Origin of the sequence: Sphingomonas flavalba (genome assembly GCF_004796535.1) — a bacterium.
In the GTDB taxonomy this organism is placed as follows: domain Bacteria; phylum Pseudomonadota; class Alphaproteobacteria; order Sphingomonadales; family Sphingomonadaceae; genus Sphingomonas_L; species Sphingomonas_L flavalba.
The window spans coordinates 33,226-54,413 of sequence record NZ_SPHY01000004.1 but is presented as its reverse complement, the minus strand read 5'-3'; the positions used below and the strand labels follow the sequence as shown (position 1 = coordinate 54,413).

The 21,188-nt window shown below is 68.1% G+C and carries 16 protein-coding genes and 1 tRNA gene; 11 read left to right on the top strand and 6 right to left on the bottom strand.

Features of this window, described 5'->3' with window-relative positions:
- Nucleotides 1–2 precede the first annotated feature (2 nt).
- Complete coding sequence (locus E4A53_RS05625) at nucleotides 3–1,001, bottom strand: 4-hydroxyproline epimerase (RefSeq protein WP_136162125.1); 999 nt, start codon at nucleotides 999–1,001, stop codon at nucleotides 3–5.
- Nucleotides 1,002–1,007: 6 nt separating this feature from the next.
- Nucleotides 1,008–1,931 carry a dihydrodipicolinate synthase family protein gene (locus E4A53_RS05620; RefSeq protein ID WP_136162124.1) on the bottom strand — a complete coding sequence of 308 codons (924 nt, stop codon included), beginning with the start codon at nucleotides 1,929–1,931 and terminating at the stop codon, nucleotides 1,008–1,010.
- 162 nt (nucleotides 1,932–2,093) lie between these two features.
- Between E4A53_RS05620 and E4A53_RS05615 the strand changes: the two genes are divergently transcribed.
- Nucleotides 2,094–3,296, top strand: coding sequence for a M24 family metallopeptidase (locus tag E4A53_RS05615; protein ID WP_136162123.1), 1,203 nt, complete (start codon nucleotides 2,094–2,096; stop codon nucleotides 3,294–3,296).
- Between the two features lie 4 nt (nucleotides 3,297–3,300).
- Here E4A53_RS05615 and E4A53_RS05610 read toward each other — a convergent pair whose 3' ends face one another.
- Nucleotides 3,301–4,320: an Ldh family oxidoreductase gene (locus E4A53_RS05610; protein ID WP_136162122.1), complete on the bottom strand. Its 1,020-nt coding sequence runs from the start codon at nucleotides 4,318–4,320 to the stop codon at nucleotides 3,301–3,303.
- Between the two features lies 1 nt (nucleotide 4,321).
- Nucleotides 4,322–6,073: a DUF885 domain-containing protein gene (locus E4A53_RS05605; protein WP_136162121.1), complete on the bottom strand. Its 1,752-nt coding sequence runs from the start codon at nucleotides 6,071–6,073 to the stop codon at nucleotides 4,322–4,324.
- 129 nt (nucleotides 6,074–6,202) lie between these two features.
- Between E4A53_RS05605 and E4A53_RS05600 the strand changes: the two genes are divergently transcribed.
- Both E4A53_RS05600 and E4A53_RS05595 read left to right on the top strand, forming a co-directional pair.
- Nucleotides 6,203–7,780, top strand: a complete 1,578-nt coding sequence (locus E4A53_RS05600; protein ID WP_136162120.1) for a S10 family peptidase — start codon at nucleotides 6,203–6,205, stop codon at nucleotides 7,778–7,780.
- A 62-nt stretch (nucleotides 7,781–7,842) separates the two neighbouring features.
- Nucleotides 7,843–8,301, top strand: a complete 459-nt coding sequence (locus E4A53_RS05595) for a GlcG/HbpS family heme-binding protein (RefSeq protein WP_168694318.1) — start codon at nucleotides 7,843–7,845, stop codon at nucleotides 8,299–8,301.
- 56 nt (nucleotides 8,302–8,357) lie between these two features.
- On the opposite strand, the gene E4A53_RS05590 is transcribed toward E4A53_RS05595, so the two are convergent.
- Both E4A53_RS05590 and E4A53_RS14600 read right to left on the bottom strand, forming a co-directional pair.
- Nucleotides 8,358–9,332: a quinone oxidoreductase family protein gene (locus E4A53_RS05590; protein ID WP_136162274.1), complete on the bottom strand. Its 975-nt coding sequence runs from the start codon at nucleotides 9,330–9,332 to the stop codon at nucleotides 8,358–8,360.
- Nucleotides 9,333–9,346: 14 nt separating this feature from the next.
- A complete protein-coding gene (locus E4A53_RS14600; protein WP_206366254.1) occupies nucleotides 9,347–10,939 on the bottom strand; it encodes a sensor histidine kinase in 1,593 nt (530 codons plus the stop codon).
- Nucleotides 10,940–11,121: 182 nt separating this feature from the next.
- Here E4A53_RS14600 and E4A53_RS05580 point away from each other — a divergent pair, with 182 nt between their 5' ends.
- The 8 genes from E4A53_RS05580 to E4A53_RS05545 all read left to right on the top strand — a co-directional run bounded on the left by E4A53_RS05580 (nucleotide 11,122) and on the right by E4A53_RS05545 (nucleotide 21,184).
- Complete coding sequence (locus E4A53_RS05580; RefSeq protein WP_136162118.1) at nucleotides 11,122–13,368, top strand: transferrin receptor-like dimerization domain-containing protein; 2,247 nt, start codon at nucleotides 11,122–11,124, stop codon at nucleotides 13,366–13,368.
- Nucleotides 13,369–13,417: 49 nt separating this feature from the next.
- Nucleotides 13,418–13,493 (top strand) — tRNA-Glu (locus tag E4A53_RS05575).
- A gap of 677 nt (nucleotides 13,494–14,170) precedes the next feature.
- Complete coding sequence (locus E4A53_RS05570; RefSeq protein ID WP_136162117.1) at nucleotides 14,171–15,031, top strand: mechanosensitive ion channel family protein; 861 nt, start codon at nucleotides 14,171–14,173, stop codon at nucleotides 15,029–15,031.
- 443 nt (nucleotides 15,032–15,474) lie between these two features.
- Entirely contained in the window at nucleotides 15,475–16,905 is a 1,431-nt protein-coding gene (locus E4A53_RS05565) for an FAD-binding oxidoreductase (protein ID WP_239018148.1), read from the top strand.
- Nucleotides 16,906–16,965: 60 nt separating this feature from the next.
- Complete coding sequence (locus E4A53_RS05560; protein WP_136162115.1) at nucleotides 16,966–18,072, top strand: nuclear transport factor 2 family protein; 1,107 nt, start codon at nucleotides 16,966–16,968, stop codon at nucleotides 18,070–18,072.
- A gap of 131 nt (nucleotides 18,073–18,203) precedes the next feature.
- Complete coding sequence (locus tag E4A53_RS05555) at nucleotides 18,204–19,373, top strand: ornithine cyclodeaminase family protein (protein ID WP_136162114.1); 1,170 nt, start codon at nucleotides 18,204–18,206, stop codon at nucleotides 19,371–19,373.
- Between the two features lie 42 nt (nucleotides 19,374–19,415).
- Nucleotides 19,416–19,838 (top strand): Rid family hydrolase, encoded by a 423-nt coding sequence (locus tag E4A53_RS05550; protein ID WP_136162113.1) that lies wholly within the window; start codon nucleotides 19,416–19,418, stop codon nucleotides 19,836–19,838.
- A gap of 44 nt (nucleotides 19,839–19,882) precedes the next feature.
- Nucleotides 19,883–21,184 carry an NAD(P)/FAD-dependent oxidoreductase gene (locus E4A53_RS05545; protein ID WP_136162112.1) on the top strand — a complete coding sequence of 434 codons (1,302 nt, stop codon included), beginning with the start codon at nucleotides 19,883–19,885 and terminating at the stop codon, nucleotides 21,182–21,184.
- Nucleotides 21,185–21,188 lie beyond the last annotated feature (4 nt).

Genomic DNA, 21,188 nt, shown 5'->3' with positions numbered 1-21,188 from the left:
CCTCATACCACCGAAAACCCCGCCCAAAAGGGGTCTGCGCGATCAATCCATATCGTATTGATCCCGGTCGCGATCGCCGAACCCTCGATCGAGGGAATGATCCCCGGTTTTCCGGCAATATCGGCGGTTGCCTCGACCCGGCCGATGAAACGGCTGCCGATATAGCTTTCATGGACGAACCGGTCGCCGACCTTCAGTTTCCCGCGCGCGACGAGATGCGCCATCCGCGCCGAGGTGCCGGTGCCGCACGGGCTGCGGTCGATCGCCTTCTCACCGTAGAACACGGCGTTGCGGCCGTCGGCGCCATCGCCCTTGGGCGCGTCGGCCCACAGCACATGGCTGACGCCGCGGATCGTGCTTTCCAGCGGATGGACCGGTTCGCAGCGTTCGCGCAGCATCGCCCGGATCGTCCGGCTGAGGTCGATGATCCGCGAGGCACCGAGCGCGTCCAGTCCGGTATACGGCCCCTGCGGCTCTATGATCGCATAGAAATTGCCTCCGTAGGAGACGTCGACAGTCAGCGAGCCGAAACCGGGCACGTCGATCTCTATGCCTTCCAGCGCCAGATAGGCGGGAACGTTGCGGATGCGGACGGCGACCACCCGGTCGCCCTCGACCCGATAATCTGCGTCGATGACGCCGGCAGGCACCTCCACCCGCACCCGGCCTGGTTCGCGGGGCGTGATCAGCCCGTTTTCGAGCGCGAAGGTCAGAATGCCGATCGTGCCGTGCCCGCACATCGGCAGGCAACCGCTGGTTTCGATGAACAGGATGCCGGCGTCGCTGTCCTCCCGCGTGGGCGGATAGAGGAAGCCGCCGGACATCATGTCGTGGCCGCGCGGCTCGAAGCACAGGCCGGTCCGGATCCAGTCAAACCGGGCGAGGAAATCCTGGCGGCGTTCCGCCATCGACTGACCGCGCAGCAGCGGCGCACCCCCGGCGACAAGACGGACCGGATTACCGGCGGTATGTCCGTCGATGCAAAAGAAGCTGTGCCGCATCTCGGATCAGGCGGCGAGCGGAACGTGCGCGCTGGGCCGGGTCTCGGCGCAGTGCTCGACCCAGGCGATCACTTGCTGCCGGCGCGCGCCGGACAGCGGCATCCGCGGCATGCGGACCCGTTCGTTGCCACGCCCCATCACCTGCTCAGCCAGTTTGATGCACTGGACGAGGTCGGGCACCGAATCGAGGTGGAGCAGCGGCATGAACCAGCGGTAGATGTCACGCGCTTCCTCGATCCGCCCTTCGTAGACCGCCGCGACCAGGCGGACGGATTCGGCCGGAAAGGCGCTGGTCAGGCCGGACACCCAGCCGCTGGCGCCGAGCAGCAGCCCTTCGAGCGCGACGTCGTCCAGCCCGGCCATCATCGTAAAGCGATCGCCATAGCGGTTGGCGACGTCGGTGAACCGGCGGGTGTCGGGTTCCGATTCCTTCAGTGCGACGATGTTCGGCACATCGACCAGCCCGTCGAGCAGCTCGAAGCTCATGTTGACCCGGTAGGCGGCCGGGTTGTTGTATAGCATGACCGGCAGCGTCGTTGCCGCCGCCACCGCGCGCAGATGCGTCCGCAACTCCTCGACCGTCGGCACGTAGACCATCGCCGGCAGCACCATCAGCGCCGAAACGCCGATCGCCTCGGCATCGCGTGCATATTCCACCGCGCGCGCCGTAGTCAGTTCCGACACGCCGGCGACGAGCGACACGCGTCCGCCGACCGCCTCGACTGACGCGCGCAGCACCGCGCGCTTTTCTTCAGGTTCGAGCGAGTTGTTCTCGCCACAGGTTCCGAGCAGGACGAGGCCGTCGACGCCATCGTCGACAAGGGCGGTCTGGACCTGCTGAGTCGCGTCGAGATCGACCGAGAAATCCTCGGCAAACTGTGTGGTTGCGGCGGGATACACCCCCCGCCACAAGGCCTGCGACGCGTTCATTCAACGGAGTCCCTTCATTGAAGACGATTATCGTATACGGTATATGATCAATATCTGCAACCCTGATCGGTCCCGGTCGATACGTTGTCCTAGGCGTCGGAAAGCCCGTATGACAATCACAACCTTCATCGTTCCACATCATAATTTGCAAGGCACAGAGCAATGACCAACGGCATCGGCGGATCGACTCCCGCCGCGGAACTGGCCGCCATCCGGCCATGGGCCAATCCCGCCCCCGCGATCACCGCCGACGAGCGCGGCGCGCGGATCGAAAAGGCACGCCGACTGACGGCGGACGCCGGCGCAGACGCGCTGCTGGTCGGCGCCGGCGCCAGCCTGCGCTATTTCGCCGGCGTGCCGTGGGGCGCCAGCGAGCGGCTGGTCGCGATGCTGCTGCCGCGCACCGGCCGGCCGATCGTCGTCGCTCCTGCTTTCGAGCTGGGAACGCTGCAGGCCGACCTGGCGATCGAGGCCGACATCCGGCTGTGGGAGGAAGACGAAAGCCCGGCCGCGCTGGTCGCGGCGGCGCTGCGCGAACTGGGCGTCGAAACGCTGGCGATCGACCCGGCGATGGCGTTCCTGTTCGTCGACCGCATCGCCCGCGCCGCGCCGACGGCGACGCTCGTCGCCGGGTCGGCGATTGTCGACGGCTGCCGGATGATCAAGTCGCCGGCGGAACTGGCGCTGATGCAGCAGGCGAAGGCGATGACGCTGGAGGTCCACCGCCGCGCTGCCCGGGCGCTGGCGCCGGGGATCACCGCTTCGGAGGTCCGCTATTTCATCGACCAGGCCCACCGGGCGATCGGCGCGCCGGACGGCAACGGCTTCTGCATCGTCCAGTTCGGCCGCTCGACCGCCTTCCCCCACGGGCTGCCCGGCGAATGCGTGCTGGCGGAAGGCGATATCGTGCTGATCGATACCGGCTGCGTCATCGGCGGCTATCATTCCGACATCACCCGCACCTATGTGTTCGGCGAGGCGTCGGAGGAGCAAAAGCGGATCTGGGCGCTGGAGCAGGCGGCGCAGCAAGCGGCGTTCGACGCGGTGCGGCCCGGCGTACCGTGCGAGGCGGTCGACGCGGCGGCACGGGCGGTGCTGGAGAAAGCGGGTCTTGGCCCGGGCTATCGTTTGCCCGGTCTGCCCCACCGCACCGGCCACGGCATCGGCCTGTCGATCCACGAGCCGGCCTATCTGGTGCCGGGCGATACGACGCCATTGGCGCCGGGCATGTGCTTCTCCAACGAGCCGATGATCGTCGTGCCGGACAAGTTCGGCGTCCGGCTCGAGGACCATTTCCATGTGACCGAGACCGGCGCGGCCTGGTTCACCGAGCCTTCGCCGGCGATAGACCGCCCGTTCGGCTGAGTGGTCAGTCCAGCAAGGCGCGGATATCGTCGTACAGCGCGCGGGGGATGGTGACGCCGTTGGCCAGGCTGCGGACCCGCCCTTCGTAGCGGCGCTGCGAGGGCAGGCGGGCGCCCTGCCCGGTGATGCCGTCGAACACCGCCTCGGCGCGGGCGATGTGGTCGGCGGCGGCGGCGCCGAGGAAACCGGCCGGGTCGATCGCGACGATCAGCTCGCCTCCATAGGGTGCGGAGCCGGCGCCGTCGTCGAAGGCGAGCGACTCGGCGCTGGTCATGTCGCCGATCAGCGGGCCGGCGATCAGCTCGACCATCGTCGACAGCGCGGATCCCTTGTGGCCGCCGAAGGTCAGCATCGCGCCGGCGAGCGCGGTCGCCGCGTCGGTGGTCGGCCGCCCGTCGCCGTCGACGCCCCAACCCTCCGGAATCGGCTTGCCGGCGCGGCGGTGCAGCTCGATCTCGCCGCGGGCGACGGCGCTGGTCGCGAAGTCGAAGACGTACGGGAACGGACCGGGGCGCGGCCAGCCGAAGGCGATCGGGTTGGTGCCGAACAACGGTTTGCGGCCGCCGGCCGGGGCGACCCAGGCATGGCTGGGGGTGATGGCGAGCGCGACCAGCCCTTCGGCGACGACCGCCTCGACTTCCGGCCAGAGGGCGGCGAAGTGGACGCAGTTGTTGAGGGCGAGGGCGGCGATGCCGCAAGTTTTCGTCTTGGTTATCAGGTGTGGAACACCCCGCTTGAAAGCGAGCTGGGCGAAACCTCCACCGGCATCGACGCGGACCAGCGCCGGGGCGATGTCGTCTACGACGGGCTGGGCGTCGGCAGAAACCTTCCCTGTTTTCAATGTGTTGATGCACCCGAGCAGACGATAGACGCCATGCGCGGCGCATTCGTCGCGCTCGCCGGCGACGATCGTCTCGGTCACCGCCTCGACATGGTCGGGGGCAAGGCCGTGGCGGGTCAGCACGGCGCGCGACAGCGCCGCCACCTCGTCCAGGCTCAGGGTGACGGTGTCGGTATCGGTCATGTCATTCCTCGTCGGGGTAAGGGCCTTTGCCGCCATCGGCGATGAACCGGTCGATGCGGGCCGACAACACCGGCAGCGGCACCGATCCGAGTTCGAGAACGGTATCGTGGAAAGCGCGGATGTCGAATTTCGACCCGAGCGCCGCTTCCGCCTTGGCCCGCCCCTTCATGATCTCCATCTCGCCCAGATAGTAGGACAGGGCCTGCCCCGGCCAGGCGATATAGCGGTCGACCTCCGTCTCGATCTCGTGATTGGACAGGGCGGTGTTGTCGCGCAGATATTGCTGGGCCTGCTCGCGCGTCCAGCCCTTGGCATGGATGCCGGTATCGACGACCAGCCGCGCCGCGCGCCACGCCTGGTAGCTGAGCATGCCGAACACGTCGTAGGGCGTTTCGTATATCCCCATTTCGGTGCCGAGCCGCTCGCAATAGAGCGCCCAGCCCTCGCCATAGGCGGAGATATAGACCTTGCGGAACGCCGGCTGAGCCTTGTTCTCGTTGGCGAGCGGCATCTGGAACGCGTGGCCCGGCGCCGATTCGTGCAGGGTCAGCGCGCGCAGCGAATAGAGCGCGCGCGACGGCAGGTCGTAGGTGTTGACCAGATAGATGCCCGGTCCGCCCCGGCCGGAGGTGTAGAACGGCGCGATGTCATCCGGCACCGGGATGACGCCGAAGCGCTGGCGCGGCAGGTGGCCGATCCACTTGCCGATCCGGTCGTCGACCTGCTTGGCGATCCACGCCGCCTCCTTCAGCAGCTCCGCCGGGGTCTTGGCGTAGAATTGCGGATCGGTGCGCAGGAAGTGGAGGAAGGCGGGCATGTCGCCCTTGAAGCCGACCTGCTGGCGCACCGCCTCCATCTCCGTCCGCAGCTTCGCCATCTCGCTGAGGCCGATCGCATGGATCTGGTCGGGCGTCAGGTCGAGGGTGGCGAATTCCTTGATCAGCGACTGATAATAGGCCTTGCCGTTGGGCATCTTCTCCGCCGCCAGCGCGGTGCGGGCCTTCGGGATATATTCGTCCTGCATGAAGCGCAGCAGCGTGCGGTGCGCGGGGACGACCGAGTCGGTGATCGCCTTGACCGCCGCCGCGCGCAGTTCCGCCTGCGTCGCCGCCGGGATCGACGCCGGCATCGTCTTGAACGGCAGGTAGAAGAGCGAATCCTCCGGCGTCTTCGCGTCGACGACCGCGCGGATCGGCGCGTCGCGCCCCTGCAGCGTCACCCTGGGCGGAGTGAAGCCGCGCGCCAGCCCGGCGCGCATGTTGGCGGTCTGCTCGCTGAAGTAGCGCGGGATGTCGTTCATCTGGCCGATGAAGGCGCGATAGTCCGCCTCCGTGGTGAACGGCCGCCGCGCGGTATAGCCGAAATCGCCCCAGAAGGAGCTGTCGGCGTTCAACGGCTTCTCATATTCCCGAAATTCCTGCTGGGCGATCAGCGTGTCGATCTGATCGCGGTAGACCGCATAGTCGACCTGCGCCGCCGGCGACAGCGACGCTACCGGAATCGCATCGAGCTTGCGGCGGACGTCGCGCCAATGGGCGAGGCGGGCCGCCTGCGTTTCCGGCCGCACGTCCGGCAGCCTGGCCTGGATCGCGCCGTCGTCATCCTCGCCACCCGCCATCTGTTGCTGCCGCCAGCCCCATTCGGCCGACGACAATTCGGTGAAGCGCGCATCGGTCGCCGGATCGGCATGCGCGGGAACGGCCGCCCCGGCGAGGAGCAGGGCGACGGCAAGGCCAGCGAAACGACGAGTCATTGGGAAGCCCCGAAAAATGAGTTAGATGGATGCATCGTATACCGTATAATAATCCCTGCCAAGCACGGTCCGCACTTGACGGCATTCGTATACGTTGTACGAAAACTCGTACAATTTAGGGGAGATTTCATGCGCTCGCACCGCCTTTTGCTCTCGATCGCCCTTGGCGCCTTGCTGTCCACGCCGCTTGCCGCGCAACAGCGCGACACCGCCAAGGACGGCGCCCGCGCGGCGGACAGCGCAAGTCGTGTCGCCGCGGCGAGCGAAGTCGACACCGCTGCCGCCACCGCCGAGGAGGACGCGCAGCCGAAGCGCGGCAGCGTCACCATCGCCGGCAAGCGCATCGGCTATACCGTCACCCCCGGCACGTTGACCATCCGCAACGACGAAGGGCAGGCGGTCGCCAGCATGTTCTACGTCGCCTATGTCGCGGACCGGCCGGCCGGGGCGCCGCCGCGTCCGGTCACCTTCACCTTCAACGGCGGCCCCGGATCGTCGAGCATGTGGCTGCACATGGGCTCGTTCGGCCCGGTCCGGGTCGACACGCCGCTCGACACCGCCAACCCGCCGCCGCCCTACAATATCGTCGAGAACCACCAGTCCATCCTCGACCGCACCGACCTGGTGTTCATCGACGCGATCGGCACCGGCCTGTCGCGGCCGATCGGCAAGGCCAAGGGCGCCGATTTCTGGGGCGTCGACCAGGACATCGACGCCTTCGCGCGCGGCATCCTGCGCTATCTGGCGATCAACGACCGCTGGGATTCGCCGAAATTCCTGCTCGGCGAGAGCTATGGCACGCTGCGCGCCGCCGGCCTCGTCCACACGCTGCAATCGCGCGGCGCGCAGATGACCGGCGTGATCCTGCTGTCATCGATCCTGAACTACGGCATCCGCCAGCCCAATTACGACCAGTTCTTCGTTACCTATATGCCCAGCTACGCCGCCGCCGCCTGGTATCACAAGCGGCTGCAGAACCGGCCGGCGACGCTGGAACCGTTCCTGACCGAAGTGCGCGAATGGGCGCGCGGACCGTATCTGTCCGCCCTGTCCAAGGGCGACGACCTGAGCGACGCGGAGCGCAACGCCATCGCCGAGCAGATGAGCGCCTATACCGGCCTGTCGCCCAAGTTCCTGCTCGACGCCGACCTGCGCGTCGACCTGTCGCGGTTCCGCAAGGAGTTGCTGCGCGATCAGCGGCGGACGATCGGCCGGCTCGACACCCGCTTCCTCGGCATCGACGTCGACGCCGGCGGCGACTCGCCCGAATTCGACGCGGCCGACGCGGCGATCGGCGGGCCTTACATCGGCGCGCTGAACAAATATCTTTTCGGGACATTGGGGTACAAGACGAACCTCAGCTATCGCCCCAATTTCTATTCCGGCATTTCGGGCAAGTGGGACCAGAAGCACAAGGCGCCGGACGGGCGGACGATGGCGCTGGCCGCAACCTCGATCGACCTGGGCACGGCGATGCGGATCAACCCCTATCTGAAGGTGCTGTCGCTGAACGGCTATTACGACACGGCGACACCGTTCTTCGGCGCCGAATACGACCTGAAGCACATGCAGATCGACCCGACGCTGCGCAAGAACATCACCTATCGCTATTACGAGTCCGGCCACATGATCTATATCGAACCGGGTTCGCTGACCGCGCTGAAGCGCGACCTCGACCAGTGGTATGACGAGGCGGTCCGCCGCTGAACGCCACCGGCGGGGCTGCGTCTCAGGCGGCGGCCGGCCTTTTTGCCATGGGGAGGATTGCCATGACCCGCCATCTTGCCGGCGCCTGCGCGCTGGCCGCGCTGCTGACCACCGCCGCCGCGCCGGCGCAGATCGCCCGGACCCGGACGATCAACGCCACCGACGCGCAGACGATCACCGACGCCTGCCTGGCGCTGGCCTCCAAGTCCGGCTGGAAAGTGCATGTCGCGGTGCTGAACGAGCATGGCGACCTGGTCCGCTTCGTCGGCATGGACGGCGCCAGCCGGACCAGCGCCGTCCTCGCCCAGGGCAAGGCGGGAACCGTGTTCCGCACCGGCCGCAGCACCGCCGAGGTGGCGAAGATGGCTGAAACGGCGCAGCGCGCTTTCAACGCGGTCACCTATGCCGGCGGCCTGCCGGTGATGGTCGACGGGCGGCTGGCCGGCACCGTCGGCGTCAGCGGCGCGACCGAGGCGCAGGACGAGGAATGCGCCCGCGCCGGGATAGCCGCCGCGCTGTAGGACGGATCGCCATTTAGCCCTGATGGCCTGCAAATGGCGATCCGTCCTAGCCCGCGTCAGGGGATGAGGACGGTGGAGCCGGTGGTGCGCCGCGCCTCCAGATCGGCATGGGCGCGGGCTGCGTCCTCCAGCGGATAGCGCTGGCCGATTGTCACCCCGACCGCGCCGGAGGCGAGCATCGCCCACAGCCGGGCGACCCCGGCGGCGCGTTCCTCCGCCGTCACGTAGTAATCGAACAGCGTCGGCCGGGTGACGAACAGCGAGCCATGCGCGGCGAGCGCGCCGAGGCCGACGCCGGTGACCGGCCCGCCGGCGTTGCCGTAGCTGACGATCAGCCCGCGCCTGGCGACGCTGGCCAGCGTCGCTTCCCACGTCGCCATGCCGACCCCGTCGAAGGCGACGCGGACGCCGGTGCCGTCGGTCAGCGCCCGCACCCGCGCGGGGATGTCGTCGGTGCGCGACAGCAGGACATGGTCCGCCCCCGCCGCCGACGCCAGCGCCGCCTTCGCCGGATCGCCGACCGTGCCGATCACCGTCGCGCCGAGCGCCTTCAGCCATTGCACCAGCAGCAGGCCGACGCCGCCTGCCGCGGCGTGGACCAGCACCGGCCAGCCGGCCTCGACCCGGGCGCAGCGTTCGATCAGGAACTCGGCGGTGCAGCCTTTCAGCAGCACCGCCGCCGCCGTCTCTGCATCGACCGAGTCGGGCAGCCTGACCAGCTCGGCGGCGGGCAGGACGCGGTGGCTGGCATAGGCGCCGCGCCGGGCGCCGAAATGGCCGACCCGGTCGCCGGGGGCGAGGCCGGTGACGTCGGGGCCGACCGCCTCGACGACGCCGGCCGCCTCCGTTCCCAGTCCGCTCGGCAGCGGCACCGGATAGACGCCGGAGCGGTGATAGGTGTCGATGAAGTTCAGCCCGACCGCGGTCTGGCGGACCAGCACTTCGCCGGCGCCCGGCGGCGGCAGCGCGACATCGTGCCAGGCGATGACCTCCGGCCCGCCGATCCGATCGATCCTTGCCACCCGCGCCATGTCGTCCTCCCGTGTCACCGGGGGTTTGTTACGGCCGCCGCTTCGCGATGCAAGCGATATGGCAGGGTGATCACGCAGGACAGGCCGCCGGGCGCGTAATCGAAGGCGACGGTGCCGCGCTCCGCCGCCACCGTCCGCTCGATCATCCGCGAACCGAAGCCGGCCGCGCGCGGCGGCGTGACCGACGGGCCCCCGCTTTCCTGCCAGGTCACGCTCAGCCGACCCGCGCCGTCCAGCGCCCATTCGACCGCGACCCGGCCGCTGTCGTTGGCGAGCGCGCCGTATTTGCAGGCGTTGGTGCCCAATTCGTGCAGCGCCATCGCCAGCAGCAGCGCGACATTGCTCGGCAGGTCGACCGGCGGACCGCGCGCGGCGATGCGTTCGCTCCACCGGTCGTGGAACGGACGGAGCGCGCGGCGGGCGGTGTCGTCCATCGTCGCCCCCCGCCAGCGGGTTTCGTTCAACAGGTCGTGGGCGTCGGACAGCGCCTGCAGCCGGGCGAGGAAGGTATCGCGCTCCGCCGGCGGGGTGGCACGAAACGTCTGGCGCGCGATCGCCTGGATCGTCGCCAGCGTGTTCTTGACCCGGTGCTTCAGCTCGTCGAGCATCAGCGCCTTCGCTTCCTCTGCCGCTCGGCGCTCGGCGATCTCGCGCTGGGCGTCGCGGTGCAGCCGGGCATTGTCCATCGCCACCGCCGCCTGCGCCGCGATGGCGGCGATCAGCATCTCGCTATCCTCGCTGAACATCCTGGGCTGCTCATGGCCGAAGAACAGGCCGCCGATCACCTCGCCGGTGCCGGAGACGACCGGCACCGCCAGATAGCTGACCACCGGCAGATGCCCCTTCGGCATGCCGAAATGCGGCGGGTTGCGACCGTAGCGCGGATCCCGGCGGATATCGTCGGAGCGGACGATCTCCGTCCCGGCGAAGGTCGGCGCGAACACCGCCGAATTGCGCGGCATGCCGAAATTCGCGAATGCCTCTCGCGGCGCGCCAGACAGGGTGTAGAGCAGGTAGGATTCGCCGCTGTCGTCGCGGACATTGTAGAAGAAGGCGCCGAACTGCGCGCCGCTCAGCTCCGTCGCGATGTCGGTGACGGTGTGGACGAGCCGGTCGATGTCGAGCTCGCGCAGGATCAGCTGGGCGACGCGGTTGAGGGTGGCGAGGCGCTGGCTCTGCCGGCGCAGTTGCGCCTCCGCCGCCTTGCGCTCGCTGATGTCGCGGGCGATCTTCGACGCACCGATCAGCGTACCGTCGGCGCGCAGGATCGGCGACACGGTCAGCGACACCGGTACCCGGCTGCCGTCCTTGCGGCAGCGTTCCGTCTCGAAATGCTGGACTCGCTCGCCGCGCCGCAGCCGGGCGACGATCTCGTGTTCCTCATGCTGCCGCTCGGGCGGGATCAGGGTCAGAATCGAGCGGCCGAGTATCTCGTCCTCGCGATAGCCGAACAGCCGCTCTGCCGCCTTGTTCCAGCTGGTGATCGTGCCGTCCAGCGTCTTGCCGACGATCGCGTCGTCGGACGACTCGACGATCGCCGCCAGGCGCAGCGCGACATCGTCCGCCACCGGCCCGGCCGCATCCCCCCGTTCACCGCCCTTACGCATATGTACTCCGGCCTTTCCGGCGGCGGCACCCCGCAAGGCTGCGGTTGCGGCAATACGCGCCGCACCTGTCGCCCGGCGGGAATGGTGGCACCCGCCGGGGCGGCGCGCAAGCGGCATGGACGGCGCGCCAGCGGGCCCATATAGCGGGCGCTTCTTCTTGTTGTGACAGGGGGTTTTCGCCGATGGCCGTTCGTCCTTCTCTGCTCGCCCTTCCGCTGATCGCGCTGGTCGCCGGCACCGCCCCGGCGGCGGTTTCGCCGGAACAGAAGGCGCTGGAGGCACGGTTCGACGCGGGCATCAGCTCCGCCGACCAGTTGGAATGGCTGAAGCGGATGGCGTCGGCGCCGAACCATGTCGGCGCGCCCCACAACAAGGCCAATGCCGAGGCAAGCGTCGCCCTGTTCAAATCCTGGGGCTGGGACGCGCGGCTCGAGACCTTCTCGGTGCTCTACCCAACGCCGATCAGCACCACGGTGGAGCTGATCGCGCCGGACCGGATCCCCCTGGGCGGACAGGAAACGGCGGTGGAGGGCGACGCCACGTCGCGCAAGCTGGCCGACGCGCTGCCGCCTTATGTCGCCTATCAGGGCGACGGCGACGTCACCGGCGACGTCGTCTACGTCAATTTCGGCATGCCCGCCGACTACGACCATCTGAAGCGGCTGGGCATCGACGTGAAGGGCAAGATCGTCGTCGCCCGCTACGGCGCCGGCTGGCGCGGGCTGAAGCCGCTGCTCGCCCAGATGCACGGCGCGATCGGCTGCATCATCTATTCCGACCCGGCGCAGGACGGCTACGCGATTGGCGACACCTACCCCAAGGGCGGCGCTCGCCCGCCGCAGGGGGTGCAGCGCGGATCGGTGATGGACATGCCGATCTACCCCGGCGACCCGCTGACCCCCGGCATCGGCGCGACCGAGGGCGCCAAGCGGCTGACCCGCGAGACCGCGCCGACCATCCTGAAGATCCCGGTCCTGCCGATGGGCTATGGCGACGCGGAGAAGATCCTGTCGCGCCTCGGCGGCCCGGTCGCGACCGGCGCCATGCGCGGGGCGCTGCCCTTCACCTATCATTTCGGCGGCGACGGCGGGGTGCAGTTGCGCCTGGCGGTCAAGTCCGAATGGAAGCAGCGCGCCATATATGACGTCGTAGCGACGCTGAAAGGCAGCACATTGCCCGACGAATGGATCGTCCGCGGCAACCACCACGACGGCTGGGTGTTCGGCGCCGGCGACCCGTTGTCGGGTAACGTCGCGATGCTGTCTGAGGCGAAGGCGCTGGGCGCGCTGGTCAAGGCCGGCTGGCGGCCGAAGCGGACGATCGTTTACGCCAGTTGGGACGGCGAGGAGCCCGCGCTGCTCGGCTCGACCGAGTGGGCGGAAACCCATGCCGCCGAACTGCAGAAGAAGGCCGTCATCTACATCAATACCGACGGCAACGGCCGCGGCTTCCTCGGCGCGCAGGGCTCGCACGGCTGGCAGCACCTGGTAAACCGGGTGGCGGAGGACGTGACCGACCCGGAAACCGGCGCCTCGGTCGCCGACCGGCTGCGCGCCAACATCCGCGCCGACGCCGCCGACGGCACCGGCCGCAGCGACCCGGTCGCGCTCGCCGCCGCCGAAAAGGGCGCAGACCTGCCGATCGGGCCGCTCGGCTCCGGCTCCGACTATACCGCCTTCATCCAGCATCTCGGCATCCCGTCGATCAATCTGGGCTATGGCGGCGAGGACGAAGGCGACGGCGTCTATCATTCCGCCTATGACAGCTTCGACCATTTCACCCGCTTCGATGACCCCGGCCTGCTTTACGGCGCCGCCCTGTCGAAAACGGCGGGCCGGCTGGTGCTGCGCATCGCCGAGGCGGATACGCCGCCGGTGCGCTTCGCTGATTTCGCCACCACCGTCGGCCGCTATTTCGACGAGATCCGGAAGCTGGCCGACGACCGGCGCGGCGAGGACGGCAAGCGCGGCGCGCTGCTCGCCGACGGCAGCTATCGGCTGGCCAGCGACCCGCTGAAGCCGCTGGGCGCGCCCGAAACTCTGGCCGCCACGCCGCATGTCGAGCTGGCCGTGCTCGCCAATGCCGTCGACCGGCTGAAAGCGGCGGCGACCGCCTATGACGCCGCCTACGCCAGCAAGGGCGCCGCCCTGCCCGCCGCGACCCGCACCCAGCTGAACGCCAAGCTGCGCGACATCGACCAGACGCTGCTGATCGCCCAGGGCCTGCCCGGCCGGCCGTGGTTCAGGAACTCCGTCTACGCCCCCGGCCGGCTGACCGGCTATGGCGCGAAGACGCTGCCCGGCGTGCGCGAGGCGATTGAGGACCGCCGCTTCGACGACGCCAACGCCTACGCCCGGCTGACGGCGGAGGCGCTAACCCGCTACGCTCAGCGGCTGGAGGAGGCCCGCGCCCTGCTCCCCGCCGGCTGACGCTTGACGCCAGCCCGGACACCCCATAGATGCCCGGCTTCGCGCAAGCGGCCCCTTCGTCTAGCGGTCTAGGACGTCGCCCTCTCACGGCGAAAACACGGGTTCGAGTCCCGTAGGGGTCACCAGAATGGTGAAATACAAAAGAAAATTCGGTTTGAGGGTGCTGACTGCGACCTGCAGCCGCGCCGCTGAAATCGCGGCTTTGCGCGCTTGTTCTTTTGCGGTGCCGCTTGACGGCATTTTTTCGTGAGAGCTTTCAGCGAGATGACGTGTCATCTCGTCCTTCGAGTAGTGCGTTGTTTTGCCGTTCGCAATCGAATTTGGATCCGTAGTACCCCAGTCACTCGGGGCGCACCCGGCATGCCTGAGAGCGGACACTCGTGCCGCAGGAAAACGCAACGTTGGCCCCGGTTGGCCCGCTTTGGGAGGGAAAGCGCGAAAGCTGGCATTGAAGCTTATCAACCATGCCCCGCTTCTTCGCCTATTGGCTGGTTTTCAGTAGTACCCGCATGATGTGCCATCCGTCCCCCATGAACTAAGCAATAATGTCCACGGTGGTCGGGCACGCAAGCATTAGTTGAGCGGCCGTACGGAGGGTCGCGGGCTGCCGCGGCAATGTGAGGGGGAGTCACCGTCAGCCATTCCCGCCAAGCGCCCGCAAGCTGACCGTCGAGACCCGGCGGGTTTTGAGGGGCGATAACCGAAAAACCCGCCCGCCGTTTCGGGAGGCTTGCGTTCTGTCATAACGGCTGCCTTGTCGGTAGATGTGCCGCACGGGGGCGAATGAGGCATAACCAGAGCCATGATGTCTGAAATTCTAAGAGAACAGTTGCTGCAGTCCGGCGTTTTGGCGTCGGCAACCCTGCTGGCCGCCCTGTTCGTCATTCGCTTCCTGGCCGGACGGGCATTGAAGCGAGGGGAATTCCCGCCGCTGGTCGTGCGCCGCTGGACCGCCAGTCTGCGGAATGTGCTGATCCTCGTCGCGATTATCGGCCTGGTGATGATCTGGGCGCCGCAACTGCGCACCTTCGCGCTGTCGCTCACCGCCTTCGCCGTGGCCTCGGTCATCGCGATGAAGGAGCTGATCATGTGCTTCTCCGGCTCGGCGCTGCGTACCTTGTCGCGCGCCTATTCGGTCGGGGACTATATCGAGATCGGCGGCAAACGCGGCGAGGTGATGGACTTCAACCTGCTGGTCACGCGGCTCCGGGAATTTGAGAAGCAGGACGGATCGTTCAATCGCACCGGAAAGGAGATCATCCTTCCGCACAGCTTGCTGCTGAGTTCTCCGGTACGCGTGGAAGGGCATGCCGGCGCTCGCGTCCAGCACGTGTTCAGCATGACGTTCGAGCCGGATGCCAATCTCTTCGCCGAGCGCGCCGCGATCGAGGCGGCGGCACTCGAGGCTTACGCGAACACGGCTGCGGGCCAATCGAAGCGGCAACGGGGCGCGCCGGCGGCATCACGGGCGGAAGGCGATCACCCCCCATCCATCACCGTTAATGTCGGCACGAGCGATATCGGCAAGTACCGGCTTGAGGTTATATTTTACAGCAAGCCCGAACTCGCTGGCGATGCCGAACGGGCCATCGCCAGCCGTATCGGCGATCTGGTTCATACTCTGCGCGCTGCGGGAAAGACTGCTGTGCGGAAGGAGAGTTGAAGCGGCCCAGGCCCAAATCGGCAATTACCTTTATCTAAATCCCGGAAGCCGCACGGCCGCTGACGGCCAGGCCTCGCCGGAATGGAAACAGCGGTTTCCGTTTTTTCTTCGCAGAGAGGCGCGCGTCTCCGCCATTCGACCGGTCGCTACGGCGGGCCGCTAACCGGCCTATCCTCGTTTCGCCTGTCCACGGCTGAAGCGCGGGATCGCTTCCCCATGGGGGCCACCATAGCGGTTTCGGGCGGGGGCGGGAGAGGGCGGCCTGGCGCGGCGCGGCGCGGGTTCGAGGCAGTCGTTGTCCTCCGTGCAACATGTCGGTTGGCACGGGGCATTGAATGCATTTTCGTGCATCTTCAGACAGGCTGAGGTGATCGCCTGGAGTTCACATGGCTAGATTTGCGCTTTGGTCGCGCCGTCGTTTTCTGAATGCTGCGGCCGTTTCCGTGCCCGCCGCGGTGGCGCTGTCGGCCTGCCAGGGCTTTTCGCGGCCCAAGGCCGGAAGCGACGCCGCCGCGCTGCAGGAACGGATCGCCGGCACCGTCGTCGTCAAGGGCGACGAGACATACGAGACCTGGCGCGAGGCGATGATCTGGCAGCGCGCCAAGGCCAACCGCCGTCCCGACATGATCGTTCAGGTGGAAAGCGCCGGGGACGTGCAGGAAGCGGTTCGCTTCGCTGCCGCGAACGGCATGAAGGTGACGACCCGCTGCGGCGGCCACAGCATGGCCGCCTGCTTTCTGCGCGACACCGGCATGCTGATCGACGTCAGCCGGCTCGACGGGATCGCTGTGGACAAGGCGGCCAAGACCGCCGTCGTCGGGCCGGGGGTGTTCTGCCGCGGCCTTGCCGAGCGGCTGGCGGAGGACGGCCTGGCGTTTCCCGGCGCGCATTGCGGTACGGTGCCGATCAGCGGATTCCTGCTGGGCGGCGGCGTCGGCATGAACACCAACGCCTGGTCGAGCGGCATGAGCGTGTTCGCGGTGAACGCGGTCGACATCGTCACCGCCGACGGGCGGTTGCTGCGCGCCAGCGCGCAGGACAATGCCGACCTGTTCTGGGCGGCGCGCGGCGGCGGGCCGGGCCTGTTCGGGGTGGTGGTGAAGTTCCACCTGCAGTGCTTCGATGCGCCGAAGGTGATCTGGGGCGCGACCTATGTGTTCGCCTTCGACGCGCTGGACGAGGTCACGCGGGTGATGGACGAGGTCGTGCCCCGGCTCGACAAGGACGTGGAGACGTTGGTCGCGATCGCCGCGGCGCCGGACGTTCCGTTCGGCGAGCCGCCGGAGAAGCGCCAGCGCATCTATCTGGACGTGAACGCCTTCGTCGCCAGCGAGGCGGAAGGCCGGCGCAAGCTGACCCCGCTGCTCGACCAGCCGCTAATCGCCCGCGCGATCGAGAGGATCGAGAACCGGGCAGGTAATTTCGACCGCTATTATAGCGACAACGAGGCGTCCTTTCCGCAAGGCCACTGGATGGGCGACGCCGTCTGGGTCGACGATCCGCAGGCGGCGATGGCGGTGCTGAAGGCGCATATGCCGGAATGCCCGGCCCCGCGCGCCACGCCGGTGCTGCTCTACATGGGGACCAACCCGCTGCCGGACGCGGCCTGCTCGCGGATCGCGCGCTTCTACCTGGCGTATTACATGGAGTGGGACGAGCCGGCGGAGGAGGCGGCGAGCCGCGCCTATTGCCTGAAGGTGTTCAACGCCCTGAAGCCCGTCGCGCGCGGCAGCTACATCAACGAGATGGACCAGGAAGGGCGGCCGCAGGACATCCACGAATGCTACTCTCCGCAGGCGTGGAAGCGCCTCGCCGCGTTGCGCGGGCAGTGGGACCCGAAGGGCGTGTTCCATGGCTTTTATGGCGAATCCTGACCCCGTCCGCGCGGCCCGGATGCCCGCGCCCGTGCAACCCGTCTTGCCGAAAGCCGTGCCATGACATCGAAATTGCCGAAGGCCGGTATCGTCGCGGCGCTGGTCCTGCTCTCCGGCGTCGGCGCGCAACAGGCTCTGACCGCCGGAAAGCCGGCGGATTCCGCCACGGTCGTGCGGGAACTATATGCGGCGTTCGAGCGCGGCGACATGGTCGCGCTCGAGCAGCTGATCGCGCCCGATGCGACGTGGACCTATTACGGGCCGCCCGACAAGCTGCCGTTCGGCGGTACCCGCCATGGGCCGAAGGGCGTGGCAGAGTTCTTCGCCACGGTCGACGAAACCCTTGAAAATCCGGTTGCCGTCCAGCGCGCATTCATCGTTTCCGGCGACATGGTCGCCGTTCCCGGCACCGAGGAGAGCACGGTCCGGAAGACCGGCATCCGCTACAAGGCGGATCTGGTCCATGTCTTCAAGGTGCGCGACGGCAAGATCGTCAGCTTCGAGGAGTTCATCGACAGCGGCAAGGTGCTGCTTGCCTTCCAGGGCGACGGCAGCGCCGGAATCGGCGGCGCGCGGGCCGCATCGGCCCCGGCGGCCGGCGGCGCGCGCCGGCCCGTCGACAGAAGCGCGGGCAAGGCCGCGTTCACCACCTGCCTTGGCTGCCATGGCAATGACGGGCAGGGGCGTGCCTATATGCACGCGCCGGACCTGACCGGGCTGGATGCGGAATATCTTGCCCGCCAGTTGACCAATTACCGCACCGGCAAGCGCGGCAAGCTGGACGATGCCCACGGCTTCCAGATGGTCGGCAGGGCGACCGCCATACCCGGGCCGGATGGGGTGAAGGCGGTGGTGTCCTACATCACGGCGTTGCCGAAACCGCAGGCGGCGCCGGTCGCCAACCGCCCGGTGCCGGCGGCGATCCGCGCCATCGTCCCCACCTGCGCGGCCTGCCACGGCGCGGCCGGCGAGGGCAACGCCGCCCTGCAGGCGCCAGCGCTCGATCGGCTGGACGCCGACTACATCGCCCGGCAACTGGTCAATTTCCGCACCGGCAAGCGCGGCTACCATGCCGACGATGTCGCCGGCGCGACGATGGCGGCTTCGGCCCAGACGATCCCGGACCGCAAGGCGATCGACGCCCTCGCCGCATATTACGGCAAGTGATCAATCCAGATTGAGAGCATTTTCGATGACCATAAGAAGAAAGTCCCGTGCATTGGAAATATCGAGGCGACCGAATTCCCGCGCATATGGCGGTTATGCCCATATGCCGACCGCGCATGCGGGAAGCGCCCATGCATAGCGTCGTAGAAACAGCGCAGGTAGCGGACGCGTCGACGCGGATCGATTTCCTCTATCTGTCCGAAGCGGACATGATCCGTGCCGGGGTGACCGACATGGCGGCTTGCGTCGACACGATGGAGGAGATGTTCGCGCTCCTCTACCACGGCGACTACCGCATGGCCGGCGCCAACAACAATTCGCACGGGTCGGTCATCATCTTCCCGGACAATTCGCCGTTCCCGGACATGCCCAAGGCGACGCCCGACCGCCGCTTCATGGCGATGCCGGCCTATCTGGGCGGGCGTTTCCGCACCGCCGGAATGAAATGGTACGGCTCCAATATCGAAAATCGTTCCAAGGGCCTGCCGCGCTCGATCCTGACCTTCGTGCTGAACGACGCCGACAGCGGCGCACCGCTCGCCTTCATGTCGGCGAACCTGCTTTCGGCCTATCGCACCGGCGCCGTGCCGGGGGTGGGCGCGCGCCATCTGGCGCGGAAGGATTCCAGGGTGGTCGGCATTCTGGGGCCGGGGGTCATGGCGAGGACCTCGCTCGCGGCATTCATCGCGGTCTGCCCGCAGATCGATACGGTGAAGGTGAAGGGGCGCGGGCAGAAAAGCCTGGACGCCTTCCTCGCTTGGCTGGCGGAAACCTACCCGCAGGTCACCAACGTGCAGGTCGTCGACAGCGTCGAGGCGGTGGTGCGCGAATCCGACATCGTCACCTTCTGCCAGTCCGGCGCGATCGGCGATCCGTCGCTCTACCCGACGGTGAAGCGGGAATGGGTCAGCCCCGGGACCTTCCTGTCGATGCCCTCGCTCACCAATGTCGACGAAGGTATGGAGGCGGCCGATGTCCGCAAGGTGCTGGACAATCCCGGCCTCTATGAAGCCTGGTACGAGGAAAACCCCAAGCCGGTCCACAAGCTGGTTCCGGTCGTTGGCATCCGCTACCTCGATCTGGTCGCGGAAGGCCGGGTGCCGCGCAGCGCGCTCGAGGACCTCGGCAAGATCGTCGCCGGCGAGGCGGCGGGGCGCACCGGCGACGACGAGATCATCATCATGTCGGTGGGCGGCATGCCGGTGGAGGACGTGGCCTGGGGCACCGTCGTCTATCGCAATGCGGTGCGGAACGGCATCGGCGTCAGGCTCAACCTGTGGGAGCAGCCGGCGCTGCGCTGAGCTGGGCGGATTCCACCGACATTCATTAAGGGAGCGGGCGGCATGGTCGCTATCGTGAAGGTCAAGACGGGGTCCAAGGCCGAGGCGCTGGGCAGCTATTCGCGCATCGTCGCGGTGGACGACCTGATCTTCGTGTCGAACACCGCCGGGCGCCATCCGCAGACCGGGCTGATCCTCGCCGATCCGGCCGAGCAGACGCGCCAGGTGCTCGCCAACATCGAGCGGGCGCTGGCGGCGGTGGACGCGACCCTGGCCGATGTCGTCGCAGCGCGCGTGTTCATCCAGTTCCCGGAGGATATCGACGCGGTAATGGCGGCCTATGCGGAGCGGATGCGCGGGATCGAGCCGACCCTGACCCTGACCTCTCCGCCGCTGGGCTCGAGCGCGTTCAAGGTGGAGATCGAGGTAACGGCCTGGCGCGGCGCGTCGGCGGCCGATGTCGAAGAGATCGTGCTTCCCGCCTGACGGGCAGCGGCTGCGCAGGCAATCGCCGGATAGGGGGTTTGAAGATGGAAAACAGGGCCCCAGCCATCGTTCCGGTCCGGACCGGCGGGACGCTGCCGGCGACGACGACGGTGGCGATCATCGGCGGCGGCATCATCGGCCTTACCGCGGCCTTGACCCTGGCCGAGCGCGGCATTCCGGCGGTGGTGCTGGAAAAGGGCCGGATCGCCGGAGAACAGTCCTCGCGCAACCTCGGCTGGGTCCGCAAGATGGGGCGGGAGGAGGACGACCTGCCGCTCGCGCTCGCGTCCGACCGGCTATGGGCGGCGATGGCCGAGCGGGTGGGCGCGGATGTCGGCTATCGCCGCGCTGGCATCATGTACATAGCGCGTACCGATGCGGAAATGGCGGCGCATCGCGGGTGGCTGCAGCGGGTCGGCGCGGCGTCGCCGGACTCGCGGCTGTTGTCCGCCGCCGACATCGACCGACTGGTGCCGGGCGGGACGGGGGGCTGGGCAGGGGGCATCTTCACGTCCACCGACGGGCGCGCGGAGCCGACGCTCGCATCGAGCGCGATCGCCAGCAGGGCGATGGCACTTGGCGCGGTGATCGTCGAGAATTGCGCGGTGCGGACCCTGTCGACGACCGCCGGCCGGGTCAGCGGCGTCGTCACCGAACGCGGCGAGCTGCGCTGCAACCAGGTCATACTGGCGGGGGGATTGTGGTCGCGTCGTTTCCTCGGCAATCACGGCGTTGCGCTGCCGACCCTGCCGGTGGTGGCGTCCGTGCTGCGCACCGCGCCGATGGAGGGGCCGACGGACATCGCGGTCGGCGCGCCGGACTTCTCGTTCCGCAAGAGCCATGACGGCGGCTACACGATCACCCAGCGCGGCGCCTTCGTCGCGCCGCTGGTGCTGGACAATCTGCTGATCGGGCTGCGCTACCTGCCGATGCTGCGGACGCAGTGGAAAAGCATCAGGCTGTCGCTGGGCCGCGCCCTGCTGGACGACCTGGCGCTGCCGCGCCGCTGGCGCGCGGGTTCGCCGTCGCCGTTCGAACGGGTGCGGACGATGGACCCGCCGGTCAACGCGGGCCTGAACGCGGAGGCGATGCGCAACCTTGCCGCGGCCTGGCCGGTTTTCGGCCAGGCGGTGGTCCGGCAGGCCTGGGCCGGGATGATCGACGTCACTCCGGATTCGCTGCCGGTGATCGCGCCGGTGGCGAAGCTGCCGGGCCTGACCCTCGCCTCCGGCTTTTCCGGGCACGGCTTCGGAACATCGCCGGCGGCGGGGCAGCTTGCCGCCGACCTCGCGACGGGCTCGGCGCCGATCGTCGATCCGGCACCGTACCGGCTGGAGCGGCTGTAGGCGC

What these genes read in the sequence shown, in the direction of transcription:
- E4A53_RS05550 (WP_136162113.1), top strand. Translation starts at nt 19,416, where the DNA reads ATGGTCGCTATCGTGAAGGTCAAGACGGGGTCCAAGGCCGAGGCGCTG.
- E4A53_RS05625 (WP_136162125.1), bottom strand. Translation starts at nt 1,001, where the DNA reads ATGCGGCACAGCTTCTTTTGCATCGACGGACATACCGCCGGTAATCCG.
- E4A53_RS05555 (WP_136162114.1), top strand. Translation starts at nt 18,204, where the DNA reads ATGCATAGCGTCGTAGAAACAGCGCAGGTAGCGGACGCGTCGACGCGG.
- E4A53_RS05610 (WP_136162122.1), bottom strand. Translation starts at nt 4,320, where the DNA reads ATGACCGATACCGACACCGTCACCCTGAGCCTGGACGAGGTGGCGGCG.
- E4A53_RS05580 (WP_136162118.1), top strand. Translation starts at nt 11,122, where the DNA reads ATGGCCGTTCGTCCTTCTCTGCTCGCCCTTCCGCTGATCGCGCTGGTC.
- E4A53_RS05605 (WP_136162121.1), bottom strand. Translation starts at nt 6,073, where the DNA reads ATGACTCGTCGTTTCGCTGGCCTTGCCGTCGCCCTGCTCCTCGCCGGG.
- E4A53_RS14600 (WP_206366254.1), bottom strand. Translation starts at nt 10,939, where the DNA reads ATGCGTAAGGGCGGTGAACGGGGGGATGCGGCCGGGCCGGTGGCGGAC.
- E4A53_RS05560 (WP_136162115.1), top strand. Translation starts at nt 16,966, where the DNA reads ATGACATCGAAATTGCCGAAGGCCGGTATCGTCGCGGCGCTGGTCCTG.
- E4A53_RS05600 (WP_136162120.1), top strand. Translation starts at nt 6,203, where the DNA reads ATGCGCTCGCACCGCCTTTTGCTCTCGATCGCCCTTGGCGCCTTGCTG.
- E4A53_RS05620 (WP_136162124.1), bottom strand. Translation starts at nt 1,931, where the DNA reads ATGAACGCGTCGCAGGCCTTGTGGCGGGGGGTGTATCCCGCCGCAACC.
- E4A53_RS05570 (WP_136162117.1), top strand. Translation starts at nt 14,171, where the DNA reads ATGATGTCTGAAATTCTAAGAGAACAGTTGCTGCAGTCCGGCGTTTTG.
- E4A53_RS05615 (WP_136162123.1), top strand. Translation starts at nt 2,094, where the DNA reads ATGACCAACGGCATCGGCGGATCGACTCCCGCCGCGGAACTGGCCGCC.
- E4A53_RS05590 (WP_136162274.1), bottom strand. Translation starts at nt 9,332, where the DNA reads ATGGCGCGGGTGGCAAGGATCGATCGGATCGGCGGGCCGGAGGTCATC.
- E4A53_RS05545 (WP_136162112.1), top strand. Translation starts at nt 19,883, where the DNA reads ATGGAAAACAGGGCCCCAGCCATCGTTCCGGTCCGGACCGGCGGGACG.
- E4A53_RS05595 (WP_168694318.1), top strand. Translation starts at nt 7,843, where the DNA reads ATGACCCGCCATCTTGCCGGCGCCTGCGCGCTGGCCGCGCTGCTGACC.